Origin of the sequence: Nocardia sp. NPDC050435 (assembly GCF_040655395.1) — a bacterium.
Lineage (GTDB): Bacteria > Actinomycetota > Actinomycetes > Mycobacteriales > Mycobacteriaceae > Nocardia.
Window position 1 is genome coordinate 34,053 of the sequence record NZ_JBFAJW010000006.1, and the last position, 19,320, is coordinate 53,372.

The 19,320-nt window shown below is 68.5% G+C and carries 23 protein-coding genes; 10 read left to right on the top strand and 13 right to left on the bottom strand.

The annotated features are described in order from the left end of the window. Window positions 1–144 precede the first annotated feature (144 nt). Complete coding sequence (locus AB0I43_RS19460) at window positions 145–750, top strand: YdeI/OmpD-associated family protein (protein WP_356978031.1); 606 nt, start codon at window positions 145–147, stop codon at window positions 748–750. Here AB0I43_RS19460 and map read toward each other — a convergent pair whose 3' ends face one another. Next, window positions 751–1,518, bottom strand: coding sequence for a type I methionyl aminopeptidase (gene map / locus AB0I43_RS19465; protein ID WP_356978033.1), 768 nt, complete (start codon window positions 1,516–1,518; stop codon window positions 751–753). A 145-nt stretch (window positions 1,519–1,663) separates the two neighbouring features. Here map and AB0I43_RS19470 point away from each other — a divergent pair, with 145 nt between their 5' ends. Both AB0I43_RS19470 and AB0I43_RS19475 read left to right on the top strand, forming a co-directional pair. Continuing rightward, window positions 1,664–2,428, top strand: coding sequence for an SDR family oxidoreductase (locus AB0I43_RS19470; protein WP_356978034.1), 765 nt, complete (start codon window positions 1,664–1,666; stop codon window positions 2,426–2,428). Window positions 2,429–2,702: 274 nt separating this feature from the next. Beyond that, window positions 2,703–3,794, top strand: coding sequence for a lycopene cyclase family protein (locus AB0I43_RS19475; protein WP_356978036.1), 1,092 nt, complete (start codon window positions 2,703–2,705; stop codon window positions 3,792–3,794). Window positions 3,795–3,953: 159 nt separating this feature from the next. On the opposite strand, the gene AB0I43_RS19480 is transcribed toward AB0I43_RS19475, so the two are convergent. Beyond that, entirely contained in the window at window positions 3,954–4,787 is an 834-nt protein-coding gene (locus AB0I43_RS19480; protein WP_356978038.1) for a hypothetical protein, read from the bottom strand. A gap of 144 nt (window positions 4,788–4,931) precedes the next feature. On the opposite strand from AB0I43_RS19480, the gene AB0I43_RS19485 reads away from it, so the two are divergent. Together AB0I43_RS19485 and AB0I43_RS19490 are read left to right on the top strand one after the other, a co-directional pair. Beyond that, a complete protein-coding gene (locus AB0I43_RS19485; protein WP_356978040.1) occupies window positions 4,932–5,867 on the top strand; it encodes a Ku protein in 936 nt (311 codons plus the stop codon). 67 nt (window positions 5,868–5,934) lie between these two features. Then, the gene (locus AB0I43_RS19490) at window positions 5,935–6,492 is read left to right on the top strand and encodes a GNAT family N-acetyltransferase (RefSeq protein WP_356978042.1); all 558 of its coding nucleotides are present in this window, start codon (window positions 5,935–5,937) and stop codon (window positions 6,490–6,492) included. 4 nt (window positions 6,493–6,496) lie between these two features. Here AB0I43_RS19490 and AB0I43_RS19495 read toward each other — a convergent pair whose 3' ends face one another. Next, window positions 6,497–7,120, bottom strand: coding sequence for a hypothetical protein (locus AB0I43_RS19495; protein ID WP_356978043.1), 624 nt, complete (start codon window positions 7,118–7,120; stop codon window positions 6,497–6,499). A 112-nt stretch (window positions 7,121–7,232) separates the two neighbouring features. Between AB0I43_RS19495 and AB0I43_RS19500 the strand changes: the two genes are divergently transcribed. Both AB0I43_RS19500 and AB0I43_RS19505 read left to right on the top strand, forming a co-directional pair. Further along, entirely contained in the window at window positions 7,233–7,568 is a 336-nt protein-coding gene (locus tag AB0I43_RS19500) for a metalloregulator ArsR/SmtB family transcription factor (protein WP_356978045.1), read from the top strand. Next, window positions 7,565–8,095, top strand: a complete 531-nt coding sequence (locus AB0I43_RS19505) for an SRPBCC family protein (RefSeq protein WP_356978047.1) — start codon at window positions 7,565–7,567, stop codon at window positions 8,093–8,095. The genes AB0I43_RS19500 and AB0I43_RS19505 overlap by 4 nt, the downstream gene beginning before the upstream one ends. A 43-nt stretch (window positions 8,096–8,138) precedes the next feature. Here the strand turns inward: AB0I43_RS19505 and AB0I43_RS19510 are convergent, their stop codons facing one another. Further along, the gene (locus AB0I43_RS19510) at window positions 8,139–9,002 is read right to left on the bottom strand and encodes a MetQ/NlpA family ABC transporter substrate-binding protein (RefSeq protein WP_357432495.1); all 864 of its coding nucleotides are present in this window, start codon (window positions 9,000–9,002) and stop codon (window positions 8,139–8,141) included. Window positions 9,003–9,192: 190 nt separating this feature from the next. Between AB0I43_RS19510 and AB0I43_RS19515 the strand changes: the two genes are divergently transcribed. From AB0I43_RS19515 to AB0I43_RS19525, 3 genes are read left to right on the top strand one after another with little or no spacing between them, the layout of a single operon-like run. Continuing rightward, window positions 9,193–10,008, top strand: coding sequence for a MetQ/NlpA family ABC transporter substrate-binding protein (locus AB0I43_RS19515; RefSeq protein ID WP_356978244.1), 816 nt, complete (start codon window positions 9,193–9,195; stop codon window positions 10,006–10,008). After that, window positions 10,005–11,012 carry a methionine ABC transporter ATP-binding protein gene (locus AB0I43_RS19520; protein ID WP_356978050.1) on the top strand — a complete coding sequence of 336 codons (1,008 nt, stop codon included), beginning with the start codon at window positions 10,005–10,007 and terminating at the stop codon, window positions 11,010–11,012. Before AB0I43_RS19515 ends, AB0I43_RS19520 begins: the two co-directional genes overlap by 4 nt. 2 nt (window positions 11,013–11,014) lie before the next feature. Then, window positions 11,015–11,677 carry a methionine ABC transporter permease gene (locus AB0I43_RS19525; RefSeq protein WP_356978052.1) on the top strand — a complete coding sequence of 221 codons (663 nt, stop codon included), beginning with the start codon at window positions 11,015–11,017 and terminating at the stop codon, window positions 11,675–11,677. A 58-nt stretch (window positions 11,678–11,735) separates the two neighbouring features. Here the strand turns inward: AB0I43_RS19525 and AB0I43_RS19530 are convergent, their stop codons facing one another. The 9 genes from AB0I43_RS19530 to AB0I43_RS19570 all read right to left on the bottom strand — a co-directional run bounded on the left by AB0I43_RS19530 (window position 11,736) and on the right by AB0I43_RS19570 (window position 19,163). Then, window positions 11,736–12,233: a DUF4189 domain-containing protein gene (locus tag AB0I43_RS19530; protein ID WP_356978053.1), complete on the bottom strand. Its 498-nt coding sequence runs from the start codon at window positions 12,231–12,233 to the stop codon at window positions 11,736–11,738. A gap of 104 nt (window positions 12,234–12,337) precedes the next feature. Continuing rightward, window positions 12,338–12,757, bottom strand: a complete 420-nt coding sequence (locus tag AB0I43_RS19535) for a DUF4189 domain-containing protein (protein ID WP_356978246.1) — start codon at window positions 12,755–12,757, stop codon at window positions 12,338–12,340. 86 nt (window positions 12,758–12,843) lie between these two features. Continuing rightward, entirely contained in the window at window positions 12,844–13,209 is a 366-nt protein-coding gene (locus AB0I43_RS19540; RefSeq protein ID WP_356978055.1) for a metal-sulfur cluster assembly factor, read from the bottom strand. Next, a complete protein-coding gene (gene sufU, locus AB0I43_RS19545; protein WP_356978057.1) occupies window positions 13,206–13,673 on the bottom strand; it encodes a Fe-S cluster assembly sulfur transfer protein SufU in 468 nt (155 codons plus the stop codon). Before sufU ends, AB0I43_RS19540 begins: the two co-directional genes overlap by 4 nt. Before the next feature lie 3 nt (window positions 13,674–13,676). Next, entirely contained in the window at window positions 13,677–14,933 is a 1,257-nt protein-coding gene (locus tag AB0I43_RS19550) for a cysteine desulfurase (protein ID WP_356978059.1), read from the bottom strand. 1 nt (window position 14,934) lies between these two features. After that, the gene (gene sufC, locus AB0I43_RS19555) at window positions 14,935–15,702 is read right to left on the bottom strand and encodes a Fe-S cluster assembly ATPase SufC (RefSeq protein ID WP_356978061.1); all 768 of its coding nucleotides are present in this window, start codon (window positions 15,700–15,702) and stop codon (window positions 14,935–14,937) included. Between the two features lie 37 nt (window positions 15,703–15,739). Next, on the bottom strand, window positions 15,740–16,948 hold the full coding sequence (gene sufD, locus AB0I43_RS19560; protein WP_356978063.1) for a Fe-S cluster assembly protein SufD: 1,209 nt from the start codon (window positions 16,946–16,948) through the stop codon (window positions 15,740–15,742). After that, window positions 16,948–18,384, bottom strand: a complete 1,437-nt coding sequence (sufB, locus tag AB0I43_RS19565) for a Fe-S cluster assembly protein SufB (protein WP_356978065.1) — start codon at window positions 18,382–18,384, stop codon at window positions 16,948–16,950. The genes sufD and sufB overlap by 1 nt, the downstream gene beginning before the upstream one ends. After that, window positions 18,381–19,163: a metalloregulator ArsR/SmtB family transcription factor gene (locus AB0I43_RS19570; RefSeq protein WP_356978067.1), complete on the bottom strand. Its 783-nt coding sequence runs from the start codon at window positions 19,161–19,163 to the stop codon at window positions 18,381–18,383. The genes sufB and AB0I43_RS19570 overlap by 4 nt, the downstream gene beginning before the upstream one ends. Window positions 19,164–19,320: the final 157 nt, after the last annotated feature.

Here is a 19,320-nt window from a genome sequence, read left to right on the forward strand (position 1 = left end):
AGAATCGGTCCTACAAGTTCGGCAGACTGAGCACATGCGGACCACTCCCACGGCCCGAGCGCTGCGCTCGCTCTCGCTGTCGCAGCCCCACCGCTTCCGGCGGTGCGGCGCACTCGCCGCGACCATCCCTCCGAAGGAGACCGCGTGACCACGCCGCGATCGGCATCCGACCACGCCGCGACCGGGAAGTTCGACTACCCGATCTTCCACGCCGAGACCCGGGCCCAGTGGCGGGCCTGGTTGTCGGGCAACCACGCCGCCGCGCGCGGCGTGTGGTTGTGCTCGTGGCGGGCCGGGCGCCCCCGCTGCCCGTATCCCGAGGCGGTGGAGGAGGCCATCTGCTTCGGCTGGATCGACTCCACCACCACCATCCTCGACGACGAGCGCGGCTTGCAGCTGTTCACGCCGCGCCGCGCCAAGAGCCCGTGGACCCGGCTCAACCGCCGCCGCGCGGCCGAGATGGCCGAGCGGGGCCTGATGACCGACGCGGGGGTGCGCGCCATCGAGGCGGCGAAGTCCAACGGCTGGTGGACGATTGCCGATCCGGTCGAAGATCTCGAGGAGCCGCCCGCCCTGGCGGCGGCGCTCGATCAGGACCCGCGGGCGCGCGCCCACTGGGACAAGTTTCCGCCCAGTGCGCGCAAGCAGATGCTGTGGTGGATCGTCAGCGCCGCACGAGACGCCACGCGCGCGGACCGGATCGCGCAGATAGTCGCGGCGGCACGCGAGGGGCGGCGGGCGCGCGGCTGATCAGGCGGCCAGCGTCAGTACCCGGGGGCCGCCTTCGGTGACGGCCACCGTGTGCTCGGTGTGCGCGGTGCGGGAGCCGTCGGCCGAGCGGATCGTCCAGCCGTCGGGATCGGTGTAGACGCGGTCGGTGCCGCGCGCGAACCACGGCTCGATCGCCAGGGTGAGCCCCGGGCGCAACGGGAAGCCGCGACCGGGCCGGCCCGCGTTGGGAATGTGCGGGTCCTCGTGCATGGTGCGCCCCAGTCCGTGGCCGCCGTAGTCCAGGCAGACCGGGTAGCCGTGGGCCCGCGCGACCGCGCCGATGGCGGCCGAGAGGTCGCCGATCCGGTTGCCGGGCACCGCGACCGCGATGGCGGCGGCCAGCGCTTCCTCGGTGGCGCGCACCAGCCGCGCGTCCTCGGGCGCGGGCGTTCCGACGATGACGGTGGTCGCCGCGTCGGCCACCCAGCCGTCGATGCCCACGGCCAGGTCCATGGTGAGGACGTCGCCGTCGGCGAGGGTGTAGTCGTGCGGCAGGCCGTGCAGCACGGCGTCGTTCACCGACAGGCACACGGTGTTGCGGAACGGCCCGCGCCCGAACGACGGCGCGTAATCCCAGTAGCACGATTGCGCGCCCCGCTCCCGGATCCGTTCGCGCACATACGCTTCCAGATCCAGCAGGTTGACCCCGACCCGGGCGCGCTCGCGCAGCTCGCCCAGCACCGCCCCCACGAACTGCCCCGTCACCCGCATCCGCTCGATCTCCGTGGGCGACTTCAACTCCACCACAGCATCCACCTCTCGTTGGTATTTAAATACCACCGTAGCGTGCTCGGTATTTTTATACCAATTCCGAGCTCGCCCGGTATCGAGGTCGACAGCCGATCCGGGGCGAACGCACGCGCTTCACCCGACTGACGTACTGTGCCTTCACATGAGCGAAGACCTGGTGGGCAAGAGTGCACTCGTCAGCGGCGCGAGCCGGGGTATCGGGAAGGCGGTGGCGGCGGAGCTGCTGCGGCGCGGCGCGAATGTGCTGATCACCGCGCGCAAGCCGGAACCGCTGGAACAGGCCGCCGGGGAACTGCGGGAACTGGGATACAAAGGGCAGGTCATCGCCCTCGCCGGGAACTCCGGGGACGCGGAGAGCCGGGCCGGGGCGGTGCAGCGGGTGGTCGCGGAGTTCGGTTCGCTGGACATCCTGATCAACAACACCGGCATCAACCCCGTCTACGGGTCGCTGATGGAGGCCGACCTGGACGCCGTGCGCAAGATCTTCGACGTCAATGTCGTTGCGGCGCTGGGCTATGTGCAGGAGGCGTACAAGGCGTGGATGGGTGAGCACGGCGGCGCGGTGGTCAATGTGGCCAGCGTCGCGGGCATCCGCTCCACCGGGGTGATCGCCGCCTACGGCGCGTCCAAGGCCGCGCTGATCCGCCTCACCGACGAGCTCGCCTGGCAGCTGGGCCCGAAGATCCGCGTCAACGCGGTGGCGCCGGGCGTCGTCAAGACCAAGTTCGCCGACGCGCTGTTCTCCGCCGGTGAGGAACAGGCCGCCAGCGTCTACCCGATGAAGCGGCTCGGTGCTCCCGAGGACGTCGCGCGGCTCATCGCCTTCCTGGTCTCCGACGAAGCCGCCTGGATCACCGGTGAGACGGTGCGGGTCGACGGCGGATTGCTCTCCACCGGCGGTATCTGAGCGCCGGATCCCGGGCGGCCGTGCGACGTGAGCCGGGCGGCCGCACGCAGTTCGCGCAGCCACCGCCACAACTCGCGCGGCCGCACACCTTCGCCCAGCCGCCGACATAACTCGCGCGGCCGCTCGGCGCTGCCCCCGGACACACGCGGCCCCGATAGGACTTGCCACCGATACGCGACGGCCGGCGCTCTGGGTTTCAAGTTTCGGCCTGCCGTCGAGGGTCAAGGGATGCGGCGAACTAGGCTGCTCAGTCGAGCCGAGCTGAGGACCGAGCATGCAACCATCCGACGGGCGCAGGACCGCGCATGCCGATCTCGTGGTGTGCGGAGCGGGGCCCGCCGGGCGGGCGCTGGCGCATCGCGGGCTGGCCCGGGGTCTCGCGGTGACGGTGATCGACCCCGCGCCCGAGCGGCGGTGGACCGCCACCTATGCCGCGTGGGCGGACGAATTGCCCGGATGGCTGGACGAGACGGTAGTGGCGACGCGCGTCGAGCGGCCGATCGCTTGGGGGACGCGGTCGCACGACATCGATCGAGCCTATGTGGTCCTCGATACGCCCGGATTGCAGCGATCGCTGGATATCACCGGCGCGCAGGTCATTTCGGATCGGGCCCGCGATATCGGCGAGCGATCGGTGACGCTGGCGTCCGGCGAGGTGCGCACCGGTGAGCGGGTCATCGACGCGCGAGGGCTGGCACGCGATCCCGCGCGGGCGGAGCAGACGGCCTACGGAGTGATCGTCGCCGGCGCACCGGCCGACACGCTCTTCATGGACTGGCGGCCGGACAATGGCGCGGATCCCGCCGCGCCGCCGTCATTCCTGTACTCGGTACCGCTGGGCGGCGGTTCCCATCTGCTCGAGGAAACCTGCCTCGTAGGTCGTCCGGCACTCGACTCGGCGGAATTGCGCACCCGGCTGCTGCACCGGCTGCGTTCGCGCGGTATCGATCTCGGCGGCGACGAGCCGGTCGAACGGGTGCGCTTCCCGGTCGAGGGCGGCCGTCCCGGGCGCACCACCTTCGGCGCGGCGGGCGGATTCCTGCACCCCGCAACGGGTTACAGCGTCGCCGCGACGCTCACCGCGGCGGACACGGTAGCCGCGGGCGAGTCCGCGTGGCCCTGGCCCGCCCGCGCCGTGCACACGTGCCGCTCGATCGGCCTGCGCGCCCTACTCGCCTTGCCGCCCAACGACATTCCCCGCTTCTTCGACGCCTTCTTCACCCTGCCGCCGCACCACCAGCGCGCTTACCTGTCCGGCCGCACCGACCTGCGCGGCACCACCGCCGCCATGCTGGCACTCTTCACCGCCCTCCCGATGCGCCGGCGTCGCACCCTCGCCGCCGCCGTCCTCCCCAGCCGACGCTGACCGCGCCCCGCTCCCGGCGATCCGCCGCGACCGCGCGTCCGGGCCATCTGATCCACAACAGCGCGCCGCGGCTGAAGCATCCCGGTTGGTAATCGCCGCGAAAACCGACCCCGCTCGGCACGACCGGATGTAAGCCCCCCCCCGCACAACCAGCGCGACTCAGCGGAACATCAGGGCCAGGGTCGTGTCGGTGTGCAGGTAGCGGAGGTATTTGTCGAGCACGGCTTCGGGGACGGCGTCGGTGGAGGTGGCGACGGTGACCACGACGAAGTTCTTCTTGGCTTCGTTCTTCCACTTACCGGCCGCGTAGTTGGCGATGTAGGAGCCGGGCCGCAGCCGCAGGTCCTTGCCGTTGAATTTGGTCTGCGCGGCGACGGCGGCGGTGTCGTCGGGCATGGTCAGGATGAACTGGGTGAGCATCAGGCCGCCGTTTTCGGTGCGGTAGGCCAGTTCGGAGGCGTATTGGCAGCCGAGCGCGGTCAGTTTCGCGTCGCGTTCGATGTCGCGGCAGCTGTCGTAGTCACGGCCGTCCACCCAGTCGGCGTGCAGTTCCACCACGCCGAACTTGAAATCCCAGGCGTCGCCACCCAATTCGGTGTAGCTGAAGCGGTTGCCGGGCTTGCTGGGGGCCGGTTTCGTCGACGGCAGCACGGGGGTGGCCATCTCGGAGGTGGTGCTCGCGGCTTCCGGGGCGGAACTCCGGTTCTCCCGGAACAGGAAGTAGGCGCTGCCCACGGTCAGCAACAGCAATACGGCCAGACCCAGCGCGACGAACCGGCCGGGCCCGCGCCCACGATCGGCCTGCGGCTCGGGCGCATCCGCCACGGCCACCGCGGGCGCCCCGGTGAGCGGCGCCCATTCCGCGGAAACCACCTGCGGCGCGGCGACTTTCGGCGCATCCTCCGGCCACGAGACCCACTCGGGTTCCTGCCCCCACCGGTCCGGATCACGCTGTGGGTAGGGTCCGCCGCCGAACCCAGGCGGATACGTCATCGCTGTCCTTCCTCCGCCACGGACGTCCATCCGACCCACGCGGGCGCGCCTGGCTGGCTCCGACCCTACCGGTCCGCCGCGCGCGGCGACGCGCGGAAGTCCGATTCGCTCGCGTATTCGAATCGGTTACGCCATCATGGAGGAATGCGAGCTATTTGGAAGGGCTCGATCGCGTTCGGGCTGGTCAACGTCCCGGTCAAGGTGTACACCGCCACCGAGGACCACGACATCCGGTTCCATCAGGTGCACGCCAAGGACGGCGGGCGGATCAAATACGACCGCGTCTGCACGGTCTGCGGCAAATCCGTCCAATACGCCGATATCGACAAGGCCTATGAATCGCCGGAGGGCGAAAAGGTCATGTTGACCGACGAGGATTTCGCGAAACTGCCGGCCGCCGAGAAACACGAGATTCCGGTGCTGCAGTTCGTGCCCTCCGACCAGATCGATCCCATCCTGTTCGAGAAGAGCTACTACCTCGAGCCGGATTCGAATACGCCCAAGGCCTACGTGCTGCTGGCCAAGACCCTCGAGCAGATCGATCAGACCGCGCTCGTGCATTTCACGCTGCGCCAGAAGACCAGGTTGGCGGCGCTGCGGGTGCGCGAGGGCGTGCTGGTGCTGCAAACGCTGCTGTGGCCCGACGAGGTGCGCTCGGTCGAATTCGAATCCCTGGAGGACGCGGCCGAGCCGCGCCCGCAGGAAATCAAGATGGCCGAAACGCTGGTCGCCACCATGTCCGACGATTTCGATCCGGATCTCTACAAGGACGAGTACCAGATCGAATTGAAGCGGCTGCTGGACGAGGCGATCGCCAGCGGCACCGGCAAGGTGCAGAGCCAGCCGGAAGCCGCGCCCGCGGAAATGGACGCCGAGGTCGTCGATCTGGTGGCCGCGCTGCAGCGCAGCCTGGAGGCCAGCGGCCGCCGCTCGTCCTCCGACGGCGCGGCCGAGAAGAAACCGGCCAAGAAGGCGCCCGCGAAGAAAGCCGCCGCGAAGGCCACGAAATCGACGGCGAAGGCCGCGAGCAAGCCGGCCAAGAAGGCCGCGAAGAAGACGGCCACCCGCAAGGGCGCGTGAGCAAACGCGCATCGACGGCCTGGAGCGGCGCGACCACGTGATCGCGCCGCCCTGGCAAACTGGCGGCATGGAATCCGACATAGCCATCGTCCCGATGGGCCTGGGCCACCTGCGCCAAGTGCTCGATCTGGGACACGAGGTCTTCGACACCACCGCCAAGCCCTACACCTCCTGGTCGCTGACCAGCGTCGCCGAGCACCTGGACAGCGCGGACAACGCCTGCTGGGTGGCACTCGACTCGGATCGGGTGGCGGGTTTCGTGCTGGGTTCCATGGAGTTCGAACTGCGCGACGACTGGGGCTACCTGGAGTGGATCGCGGTCGCCCCCGACATGCAGGGGCACGGCATCGCGCGGCGCCTGGTCGAGGCCTGCTCGGCGGCCCTGTTCGCGGCCGGGGCGCGCCGCATCGTCACCGATGTCGAGGAACGCAACGCCGCCTCGGCCGCCCTGATGACCCGCAGCGGTTTCGCCGCGGCCGCCACCGTCACACTGTTCGTGCGCCCGAATCCGCTGGAACCGCAGGAGGTTTCGGAGGAGCCGCTGCCGCCGATCGCGCCCGGCACCAAACGCGCACTGATCCGCCGCGGCCGCCTGGCCGGCGACAACCGCAGCAGCACCCGCTGAGCGTTCAGCCCGCTGCCGCGCGCTCGCGCCCCTCCTCGAAGAACGCCAGCAGGCTCGACGCCGTCGGCAGGTCCGCGCGCGGTCGCAGCGCCCCGAACGGGGCGTTCCAGAACTCCCCGGTGCGCGGCGTCCACGGGCCGACGTAGGCATAGGGGGCGGGGTGCGCGGCGTCGCCCGGCGAGACCCCGAAGTTCACCTCGGACCGGCTGCTGGCCAGGTCGAAATGCTCCGGCCACAGCACCGGGGTGACATCGGGCGCGAGGCAGCGCAGCGCGGCGTCGCCGGTGGCGAACCACTCGCCGATGATCGCGGCGGCTTCGGCGTCGACCCGCACCTCGTCGTCGAGCTGCTGCCCGGTGGTGTCGGCGTAGCTCCCCTCGGGCGCGCCCGGGCCGATTCCGGCAGCCTTGGCGATCTCGGTGTACGTGCCCTCCAGCGGCACCCGGCCGCCGCCCGGCCCCACCAGCCCGGTTCCCAGCACCGACACCGGCAGCTTCGCGCCGCCGAAGCCGCCGAGCACCACGCGTAGCCGGATGGTCCCGAACTCGCGATACTGCGGGCCCGCGATCAACAGCTCCGCGACGCCGTGCAGCGACTGCCTGGTCTGCCGGTACTTTGCCTCGTCCACCCGAAAATCATCTCCGCTGCGCCGGTCGGAGACACCCGTTTCGGGCTATCCGCCGGAAATCGTTCAACCACATGGTTGACCAATCCGCACACGGAGGCGTATGTTCAACCATGTGGTTGAACATGAATCCGAGCGGCTGGACGCCCTGTTCCACGCGCTGTCGCATCCGACCCGGCGGGGCATGCTGCGTCAGCTCGCCGAGCACGAATGCAGCGTCGGCGAGCTGGCCGAGCCGTATGCGATGACGTTCGCGGGCGCCTCCAAGCACGTGCAGGTGCTCGAGCGTGCCGGATTGGTGCGGCGCAGCGTGCGCGGCCGGATTCATCTCTGCCGCCTGGAGGCCGGCCCGATCCGGGACGGCGCCGAGTGGATGCGCTACTACGAGCGCTTCTGGACCGAGCGGATCGACCGCCTGGAACAACTCCTGCGAGAAGAGGATGGATCATGACAGCACAAGAGCTCTCCGAGTACGGCACCCTGACCGAACCGGGCGCGGTTCGCCTGGAGCGCCTGCTCCCTGGCCCGATCGAGCGGGTCTGGCGCTACGTCACCGAGGCCGAGCTGCGCCGCACCTGGCTGGCCGCAGGCGATTTCGAGCTGCGCGACGGCGGCAGCATCGAATTGATCTGGCGCAACGCGGAATTGACCGGCGTCGAGGACCCCGCCCCGGCGGACCAGAGCGGTGAGCACCACGAGCACGGCGTCGTCCTGGCCTGCGATCCGCCGCGGCTGCTCTCCTTCACCTGGAGCAACGGCTCGATCGTCACCATCGCGCTGACACCGGTCGAGGATCGCGTGCACCTGGAACTGACCCACAGCAAGCTGCCGGATCGCAACGAGGTGCTCGGCGTCTCCGCCGGCTGGCACACCCACCTCGACCTGCTGGACGCCCGGCTGGCAGAGCGCACCCCGGATCCGTTCTGGGCCAAGCTGGATCGGCTCCAGGGCGAGTACGCCGAGCGCATTCCGGAGTAGGCCGCGAGAGCCCGTGCGCCGGTGACGCACGGGCTCACCTCGGTCACCTGCGGAACTTCGCTTCGAGTTCGCGCAGCGTGGCCTGCAGATCGGCCGGGTCGTTGTTCTTGAAGGTGCCCTGGTAGCCGGTCTCGGCGCGCACTGCGGCCGCCACCTCGGGATGGTGGTAGAGCTGCGCGAGCGCGAGCAGGCGCGGGTTGTCCTTGTCGGCGGCGCGGGCGGCGAAGATGTTGATGTACTGCTTCAGATCCGGACGCTCGGGATCATCGGTGTAGATCGTCTCCTGCTGGGTGAGCCCGGCCGGGCGGGCGAAGGTGTCGTCCACGAAGGCGGCGTCCACGCTCTCCAGCGACTGCGCGGTCAGCGTCGGGTCGATGGCCTTCAGGGTGACTTTCGAGGCGGCGGTGTCGACGTCCTCGATCTTGGAGTCCCAGCTCGCCCCGCCCTTCAGCACGATCAGTCCGGCGGCGGACAGGCTTAGCAGCGGCCGCACCTGGTTGGCCGGATTGTTGCTGAGGGTGATCTGACCGCCCTGCGGGATATCACCGACCGCCTTGTGCTTACGCGAGTAGAGCGTCAGCGGGAAGATCTCCGTCGCCCCGACCGGCACCAGCGTGTCATTGTTGCGGACGTTGTAGTTCGCCAGGTAGCGCACGTGCTGGAACTTGTTGAGATCGATCCGCCGCTGCGCCAGCGCCGGGTTCGGCTGGTTGTAGTCGGTGAAGTTGACGAACTCGACCGCGATGCCCTGCTCGGCCGCCTTCTGCTTGAAGACCTCCCAGTGCGGCAGTTGGATATCGTTCACACCGATCCGGACCACGTCCGCATTGTGCTCCCGACCACAGGAGACCGCCGCCAGCAGGGCGAACAGCAGAGGGATCAGCAGCACTCGCCGCAGTTTTCGCATTGCAGGCAACCTAGACGTCCGTCCAGTAATTCGCCAGAGTTTTGCTCAGCACAATTCGAACGGTTGTGAGACCGCTGCCCGCCCCGCTTGGATTACCGGGTTCATACCCGCCACAAGCATTTCAGGAGCAGTTGTGAAGTTCACTCGGGCGCTGGCGATCCCGGTCCTCGTAGCCACCGCGGCCCTCACTCTGACCGCCTGCGGAAAAGACGACGACGCCTCGGCCAACGTAGTCCGCATCGGCACCACCGACAAGGACAAGGCCTGGGACGTCTTCGAGCAGAAGGCCAAGGACAAGGGCATCACCCTGAAGATCACCAACTTCTCCGACTACAAGCAGCCGAATCTGGCGCTGGCGCAGAAGCAGATCGATGTGAACCTCTTCCAGCATCTGCAGTTCCTCGGGGCCTACAACGTCGCGAACAACGACACCCTCGCCCCGATCGGCTCCACCTACATCGTGCCGCTGGGCCTGTACTCCAAGAAGCACAAGACCCTGGCCGACATCCCGGCCGGCGGCGAGATCGCCATCCCGAACGACCCGACCAACCAGGCCCGGGCGCTGTTCGTGCTCCAGGCCGCCGGACTGCTGAAGCTGTCCTCCGACTCCCGCCAGCCCTCCCCCGCCGATGTCGACAAGGGCGCGTCCAAGGTCAAGGTGACCCCCGTGGACGCGGCGCAGACGGCGCTGTCGCTGGCCTCGGTGGACGGCTCGGTCATCAACAACACCTTCCTCGATCGCTCCGGCATCGATCCGAAATCGGCGCTGTACAAGGATGATCCGAACAACCCCGCCGCCGAGCCGTACATCAACGTGATCGTCACCCGCGCCGAGGACAAGAACAACCCGGTCTACCAGCAGCTGGTCGAGATCTGGCGGGACCCGGCCGTGGCGCAGGCGCACGCCGAGGTCACCAAGGGCACCGCGGTCGCGGTGAATCGTCCGGCCGGTGATCTCGAGCAGATCCTGACCCGGGTGCAGCAGACCACCCGCGACGGCAAGTGAGCCGGCCGCCGGCCGTCGAATTCCGCTCGGTCACCAAGGTTTTCGGCACGGGTGAGCAACGGCAGGTCGCGCTGGACGACATCGATCTGCGGATCGAGCAGGGCGAGATCTTCGGCGTCATCGGGTACTCCGGCGCGGGCAAGTCCACGCTGGTGCGCCTGATCAACGCGCTGGAGAAGCCGACCAGCGGCACCATCGAGATCTCCGGCACCCCCATCACGGGTGTGCCGGAGAAGCAGGTGCGGCGGCTGCGCCGCGACATCGGCATGGTGTTCCAGCAGTTCAACCTGTTCCGGTCCCGCACGGCCGCGGGCAATATCGAGTATCCGCTGAAGGTGGCGGGCTGGAAGCGCGCCGAACGCAAGGCCCGGGTGGCCGAGTTGCTGGAGTTCGTCGGGCTCTCCGACAAGGCCCGCAGCTATCCGGATCAGCTCTCCGGCGGGCAGAAGCAGCGCGTCGGCATCGCCCGGGCGCTGGCGACCTCGCCGTCGCTGCTGCTCGCCGACGAATCCACCTCGGCGCTGGATCCGGAGACCACCGGCGAAGTGCTGCGGCTGCTGCGCAAGATCAACACCGAGCTCGGCGTCACCATCGTGGTGATCACCCACGAGATGGACGTCATCCGCGCGGTGGCCGATCGGGTCGCGGTGCTGGCCGAGGGCAGAATCGTCGAATTGGCCTCCACCTTCGAGGTTTTCGCGACGCCGCAGGCGGCGCCAACGCGCTCCTTCGTGGCGACCGTCCTGCACGACGAGCCGAACGAGGCCGAACGGAGAGCACTCGGCGCCCGGCACGGCGGCCGGCTGGTCACCGTCGCGATCGACGACGAGCGCGGCATCGGCGCGGCCCTGGCCGCACACGCCGACGTCCGGTTCGAGGTGGTCTACGGCGGCGTGCGGACCCTACAGGACAAGACCTTCGGCAGCCTCACCCTGGCACTGCACGGACCCGAGGACGCCGTCGCCAAGGTGGCCGCCGAGCTCGAAACCGCCGGAAAGGAGTAGTCGTGCAGACGGATTGGGACAAACTCCAGCCGGTACTGATCGAATCCATCGGCACCACCCTCTATCTGGTGCTGCTCACCTTCGTGGTGGGCGGCGTGATCGGACTGCTGCTCGGCACCGCGCTCTACACCACCCGCAAGGGCGGCCTGCTGGCCAACGCGCCGATTCACGTGCTGCTCAACGTCCTGGTGAACGTCGTGCGGCCGATCCCGTTCATCATCCTGCTGGCCGCGCTCGGGCCGATCACCCTGGAGGTGGTCGGCACCACCATCGGCACCGAGGCGGCCGCGTTCGTGATGATCGTGGCGGCGTCCTTCGGCATCGCGCGCATCGTCGAACAGAACCTGGTGACGGTGGATCCCGGCGTGATCGAGGCCGCGCGGGCGGTCGGCGCGGGCCCGCTGCGCATCATCTGCACGCTGCTGATCCCCGAGGCGCTCGGGCCGCTGGTGCTCGGCTACACCTTCGTGGTGATCGCCATCGTCGACATGTCCGCCATGGCCGGCACCGTCGGCGGCGGCGGGCTCGGCGATTTCGCGCTGGTCTACGGCTATCAGCGCTTCGACTGGCAGGTCACGCTGGTCGCCACGCTGATCATCATCGCGGGCGTGCAGGGCATCCAGTTCCTCGGCAACTGGCTGGCCCGCAAGGTGCTGCGGCGCTGAAAAAGCCCGGCCCGATTCGTGGGTGGACGAATCGGGCCGGGCTTTCCGGTCTTTCGTATCAGCCGGCGTTGGCGGTGCAGGCCGACAGGATGACCCGGGCCGGACGCGGCGAGGCGCTGCCCGGATCCGGGAACGGCGGGGCGCTCATGCCGAGCACCTCGTTGGACAACCGCTCGGCCTCGCCGCGACCGGCCGCCCAGGCCCAGCCGAAGCGGTAATCCGCGCCCTGCGAGACCGAACCACAGGCATTGCGGAACGAGACCACGACGTCACAGTCGCGCCGGGCGCACTCGGCCCGCGCGCCCGCTTCCGCCGCACCCCAGCTGCCGTAGTTGACGGCCGACGAGACACGGGCGGTGCTGCGCGAAATCGCCAGCGCGCCATAGAGATCGCCCCGAGCGGCGTTGTAGCCGCCGTCGACGGAGGTGGCGTGATACCCCTCGACCTCCATGATCTCCACACCGCTCTGCGCGGCCGCGTTGGCCGGGCTCATCCCGGACAACATGATCGCGGTCGCGATGGACGCGACAGCGCCCGCGGCAACCTTTCCAGACATGGACAATGAATCCTCCCCGGTTCAATGGTGATGACAGGCAAGATCATTGCGTAGAAGATCCCGATTGTCCAAAGCATTTCCGGGCGCCGGGCGGCACCGGTGGATCAGCGGATGTTCTTGGTGCAGGCCGAGGTGACAACGGCGGCGGCCCGCGGCTGCGAGCTGCCCAGATCCGGGAACGGCGGCGCGGATTCGCCGAGGGAGACGACGGCGGCCTGCTCCGCGTCGGCCAGCGAGCCGCCGGCCGCCCAGCCCCATTTGCCGTCGGCGCCGCGGGCGATGGCGCCGCAGCCGTCGACGACGCGCAGCACGAGTTCGCAGTCGTAGACCCCGCACTCGCGGATCGCCGCGGCATCGGCGGATACCTTCGACGGATGGTCTACCGCGGCAATGGTTTTGCCGGTGCTCCAGGAAATGCCGAAGGTGCCGTAGTACTTTCCGGCCGCTTCGGCGGGAGCGGCGGCGAAGACGGTGGCCGCCGACGCGGACGTCACCGCGACCACCAGGGCCGACTTACCGAGCACAGACAAGAGGAATCCTCCCCGTTCAGAGATCATACGGGGAGGATCTTCGCGCGTACCGTATCGAATTGTCCAGTGCTGGAAGGTGACTAGACCGTGAAACCGAGGGCGCGCAGCTGCTCGCGGCCGTCCTCGGTGATCTTGTCCGGGCCCCACGGCGGGATCCAGACCCAGGTGATCTCCAGATCCTCGGCCAGGCCGCTGCGCACCAGGGCGTTGCGGGCCTGATCCTCGATGACGTCGGTCAGCGGACAGGCCGCCGAGGTCAAAGTCATGTCCAGCTTGGCGATCTCGTTCTCGACCTTGATGCCGTAGACCAGCCCCAGGTCGACGACATTGATGCCGAGTTCGGGGTCGACGACGTCACGCATCGCCTCCTCGATGTCCTCGAGGTGCTTGATCTCCTCGGCGGACAGCTCGACCTGTTCGGTGGTCTCCGACGGCGTTTCGGTCATGACACTTCCCCATTCGTGGCCTGTTGTTCGGAGGTTATCCGCACGACGGCGTCCTTGAACGCCATCCAGCCGAGCAATGCGCACTTCACTCGCGCCGGATACTTCGAGACGCCCGCCAGCGCGATGCCGTCGCCGATCACGTCCTCGTCGCCCTCGACGGTGCCGCGGCTGGAGATCATCTCGTTGTAGGAGTCGACCACCTTCAGCGCCTCCGGCACCGACAACCCGATGACCTGATCGGTCAGGATCGAGGTGGCGGCCTGGCTGATCGAACAGCCCTGGCCGTCGTAGGAGACGTCGCCGACCGCGCCGTTCTCGTCGACGTGCACGCGCAGGGTCACCTCGTCACCGCAGGTCGGGTTGACGTGGTGCACCTCGGCGCCGAACGGCTCCCGCAGCCCGCGGTGATGCGGGTGTTTGTAGTGGTCCAGGATCACTTCCTGGTACATCTGCTCCATGCGCATGTCTTATGCAACCCCGAAGAACTTCTGAGCCTTCCGCACCGCTGCCACCAGCGCGTCCACCTCGTCCAGCGTGTTGTAGGCGGCGAACGACGCGCGCGCGGTGGCGGGAATGCCCAGGCGCTGCATGAGCGGCCACGCGCAGTGGTGCCCGACGCGCACGGCCACGCCCTCGTCGTCCAGGATCTGGCCGACATCGTGGGCATGGATCCCGTCGACCACGAACGAGACCGCGGAACCGCGATCGACGTTGTCGGTCGGCCCGACGATCCGCACGCCCTCGATCGCGCCGAGCCCCTCGAGCGCCCGCTCGACCAGCGCGTGCTCGTGCGCGGCGATGTTGTCGATGCCGAGCTCTTCGATGTATCGCACGGCGGCGCCCAACCCGACCACCTGCGAGGTCATCGGCACACCGGCCTCGAACCGCTGCGGCGGCGGCGCGTAGGTGCTGGCCGCCATGGTGACCGTCTCGATCATCGACCCGCCGGTGATGAACGGCGGCATCTGCTCGAGCAGCGCACGGCGGCCGTAGAGCACGCCGACGCCGGACGGGCCGAACATCTTGTGCCCGGAGAACGCGGCGTAGTCGACGTCGAGCGCGTGGAAATCCACCGCCATGTGCGGCACCGACTGGCACGCGTCGAGCACGGTCAGCGCGCCGACCGCCTGTGCCCGCCGGACGATTTCGGCGACATCGGAGACCGCACCGGTCACGTTGGACTGGTGCGTGAACGCGACCACCTTGGTGGCGGGCGAGAGCTCGAGCGAATCGAGATCGATCCGGCCGTCGTCGGTCACGCCGTACCACTTCAGCGTCGCGCCCGTGCGCCGCGCCAGCTCCTGCCACGGCACCAGATTCGCGTGGTGCTCCAGCTCGGTGACGACGATCTCGTCACCCGGGCCGACGTGGAACGGGAAGCGCGGATCGGCGAAGGTGTAGGTCACCAGGTTCAGCGACTCGGTCGCGTTCTTGGTGAACACGATCTCCCCGGCGTCCGCACCCACGAATCGGGCGATCGCCGCGCGCGCGTCCTCGTAGGCGTCGGTGGCTTCCTCGGCCAGCTGGTGCGCACCGCGATGCACCGCCGAATTCTTCTCGACCAGGAACCGGCGTTCCGCGTCGAGCACGGCCAGCGGCCGCTGGGAGGTCGCGCCGGAGTCCAGATACACCAACGGTTTCCCGTCCCGGACCGTGCGGGCCAGGATCGGGAAGTCGGCCCGGACACGGGCCACGTCGAGAGTGTGATGGACCATGGCGGTCATATCAGGCTCCAGCGGTCGCGGGAATGAACTTGGTGTAGCCGTTGGCGTCGAGTTCCTCGGCGAGCTCCGCGCCGCCCTCGGCGACGATGCGGCCGCCGACGAACACGTGCACGAATTCCGGCTGGATGTAGCGCAGGATGCGGGTGTAGTGCGTGATCAGCAGCACGCCGCCGTTCTCGCGCTCCTGGTAGCGGTTGACGCCCTCGGAGACGATGCGCAGCGCGTCCACGTCCAGGCCGGAGTCGGTCTCGTCCAGGATCGCGATCTTCGGCTTGAGCAGGCCCAGCTGCAGGATCTCGTGACGCTTCTTCTCACCGCCGGAGAAGCCCTCGTTGACGCTGCGGTCGGCGAAGGCGGCGTCGATCTCGAGCTCGCTCATCGACTCCTTCACCTCCTTGACCCAGGTGCGCAGCTTGGGGGCCTCGCCGCGGACCGCGGTGGCGGCGGTGCGCAGGAAGTTCGACATCGAGACGCCGGGCACCTCGACCGGGTACTGCATGGCCAGGAACAGGCCGGCGCGGGCGCGCTCGTCGACCGACATCTCCAGCACGTCCTCACCGTCGAGGGTGATCGAACCGGAGGTCACGGTGTACTTCGGGTGGCCGGCGATCGCGTAGGACAGCGTCGACTTGCCCGAGCCGTTGGGGCCCATGATCGCGTGCGTCTCACCGGAATTGATGGTGAGGTTCACGCCCTTGAGGATCTCCTTGGCCTCGCCCTCGGGCGTGGCCACCTCGACGTGCAGGTCCTTGATTTCCAGGGTGGTCATCGGATGTGAATTCCTTTGTGGGGTAATGGTTCGGGTGTCAGGCGCCGATCGCGGCGAGTTCGGCCTCGATGGCCGACTCCAGCCGCTCCCGGATCTCGGGGACCGCGATCTTCTGGATGATCTCGTGGAAGAAGCCACGCACCACCAGACGACGGGCGGCGTCCTCGGGGATGCCACGCGCACGCAGGTAGAACAGCTGCTCGTCGTCGAACCGGCCGGTGGCGCTGGCGTGGCCCGCGCCGGCGATCTCGCCGGTCTCGATCTCCAGATTCGGCACCGAGTCGGCGCGGGCGCCGTCGGTGAGGATCAGGTTGCGGTTCACCTCGAAGGTGTCGGTGCCCTCGGCGGCCGCGCGGATCAGCACGTCGCCGACCCACACGGTGCGGGCATCGCCCTTGGGCGAAGCCGGATCACCCTGCAGCGCACCCTTGTACAGCACGTTCGACTTGCAGTTCGGGACCGCGTGGTCGATGAGCAGGCGCTGCTCGAAGTGCTGGCCGGCGTCGGCGAAGTAGAGGCCGAGCAGTTCGGCGTCACCGCCGGGGCCGTCGTAGCGGACGCCCGCGGTCAGGCGCACCAGATCGCCGCCGAGGGTGACGTTGATGTGGCGCAGCGTGGCGTCGCGGCCGACCTTGGCGTGATGCGCGGTGCTGTGCACGGCGTCGTCGGCCCAGTCCTGCACCGCGACCACGGTCAGCTTGGCGCTGTCCCCGAGCACGAACTCCACGTTCTCGGCGTAGGTACCGCTGCCGCGCTCGTCGATGACGACGGTGGCGACGGCGAAATTGCCCAGCCGGATCTGGGTGTGGCCGAAGGCCGTCTTGCCCTCGCCCGGGCCGGTGATGGTCAGCACGACCGGCTCGGCGACCTCGGTCTCCGCGCCGACCGACACGATGGTCGCCGACTCGAAGCCCGAATACGCCTGCGCGGCAACGCGATCGGCCGGCACACCGGCCGTGCCGAGGCGCGCGTCGTCGCGGCCGACCGTTTCCACGGTGACACCCGCGACCGAGTTGGCCTCGACGGTGGCCCGGCCGTCTCGCACGGCGGTGCCGTCCTGCAGGCCGCGCAACCGGCGCAGCGGGGTGAAGCGCCACTCCTCGTCGCGGCCCGAGGGCACCTCGAACGCGTTCACGTCGAACGAGGTGAACACCTCGCCCTTGTTGATCGCCGCTCCGGCGCCCGGATTCGGCACGGACTTGGCCGGGTTTTCGCCCTCGACCGCTCCAACGACTCCTGTCGCCATCAGCCGACGGCTCCTTCCATCTGCAGCTCGATGAGCCGGTTCAGTTCCAACGCGTATTCCATCGGCAGTTCCTTGGCGATCGGCTCGACGAAGCCGCGCACCACCATCGCCATCGCCTCGTCCTCGGTGAGGCCGCGGCTCATCAGGTAGAACAGCTGATCCTCGGACACCTTCGAGACGGTCGCCTCGTGGCCCATGGTGACGTCGTCCTCGCGGATGTCGACATAGGGGTAGGTGTCGGAGCGGCTGATCGTGTCGACCAGCAGCGCGTCACACTTCACGGTCGACTTCGAGCCGTACGCGCCCTTGTTGACCTGGATCAGGCCGCGGTAGGACGCCCGACCGCCACCGCGCGCCACCGACTTCGACACGATGTTCGAGGAGGTGTGCGGCGCCAGGTGCAGCATCTTCGCGCCGGTGTCCTGGTGCTGGCCCTCGCCCGCGAACGCCACCGAGAGCACCTCGCCCTTGGCGTACTCGCCGGTCATCCAGACCGCCGGGTACTTCATGGTGACCTTGGAGCCGATGTTGCCGTCGACCCACTCCATGGTCGCGCCCGCCTCGGCCTTGGCCCGCTTGGTGACCAGGTTGAAGACGTTGTTCGACCAGTTCTGGATCGTGGTGTAGCGGCAGCGGCCGCCCTTCTTCACGATGATCTCCACGACCGCGGAGTGCAGCGAATCCGACTTGTAGATCGGCGCGGTGCAGCCCTCGACGTAATGCACGTAGGCATCCTCGTCGACGATGATCAGCGTGCGCTCGAACTGGCCCATGTTCTCGGTGTTGATCCGGAAGTAGGCCTGCAGCGGGATGTCGACGTGCACGCCCGGCGGCACGTAGATGAACGAGCCGCCCGACCACACCGCGGTGTTCAGCGCGGAGAACTTGTTGTCGCCGGCGGGGATGACCGAGCCGAAGTACTTCTCGAAGATCTCCGGGTGCTCACGCAGGCCGGTGTCGGTGTCCAAGAAGATGACGCCCTGCTTCTCCAGATCCTCACGGATGGAGTGGTAGACGACCTCGGACTCGTACTGCGCGGCGACACCGGCGACCAGGCGCTGCTTCTCCGCCTCCGGGATGCCCAGCTTGTCGTAGGTGTTCTTGATGTCCTCGGGCAGGTCTTCCCAGCTCTCGGCCTGCTTCTCGGACGAACGCACGAAGTACTTGATGTTGTCGAAGTCGATGCCGTCGAGGTTGGAGCCCCAGTTCGGCATGGGCTTGCGATCGAAGATGCGCAGGGCCTTGAGCCGCTGTTCCAGCATCCACTCGGTCTCGTTCTTCTTGGCCGAGATGTCGCGGACGACAGCCTCGGAGAGGCCTCGTTGCGCGCTGGCACCGGCCACATCCGAATCGGCCCAGCCGTAACCGTATTTGCCCAGGGAAGCAATAGTTTCTTCCTGAGTCAGCGGTTGCACCTGGTCGGTGGTCGTCGTCATTCGGCACTCCTTCCGGAGTCGTTCGTTCGTACCGGCGCGGGCTGTGCGGCGGTTTGTGGAGCAGACTTTTTCGGTATCGGTAGTAGCGGCACGTGCGTGGTGCAGGCGCAATCACCGTTGGCGATCGTCGCAAGCCGCTGGACGTGGGTGCCGAGCAGGTCCCGGAACGCCTCGAGTTCGGCCTCGCACAGCTGCGGGAACTCCTCGGCGACGTGCGCGACCGGGCAGTGGTGCTGGCAGATCTGCACGCCCGCGCCCACCTTGCGGGTGGTCGCGGCGAAGCCGGCGTCGGTGAAGGCTTCCGCGATCTCCTCGGCCTTGGCCTCGGTGTCGTGCGGGGTGTGCGACTCCACCGCGTCGATCCCGGCCACGATAGTCCGTGCCCGTTTCCGGGCGAACTCGGTGATGGCCTGTTCGCCGCCGATCTCGCCGAGCTGCCGGATGGCGGCGCCGGCGAGGTCGTCGTAGGCGTGGCCGAGGCGGCCGCGCCCGGCGGCGGTGAGCTGATACTGCTTGGCTGGACGGCCGCGCCCTTTCTGCTGCCACGGCGCGGACCGGCTGGCCCGCGCCTGACCGGAATCGATCAGGGCGTCCAGATGCCGGCGCACACCGGCCGGGGTGAGCCCCAGCCTGGTGCCGATGGCCGTCGCGGTGATCGGACCGTCTTCCAGCAGCAGCTGGACGATGGCGGCCCGGGTGTGGCCCTCGGTGGCGGGCGCAGCACTGGACGCGGTACCAGCCTTGCGACCGGCCCTTTCGTCGTCATTCCGCAAACCCACGGTTTTCACAACACCAGTGTGGCGGAATTCGTTCCCTAAATCTAATAAGGGTGCCCTGATAAACACCCTCCGAGCTTGGCTTTTGATCATGACGTGCGGCCGGGGACGCGCATAACCCGAGATGCCAGCGGTTCGCGGCGGCCCCGATCCGGGTCAA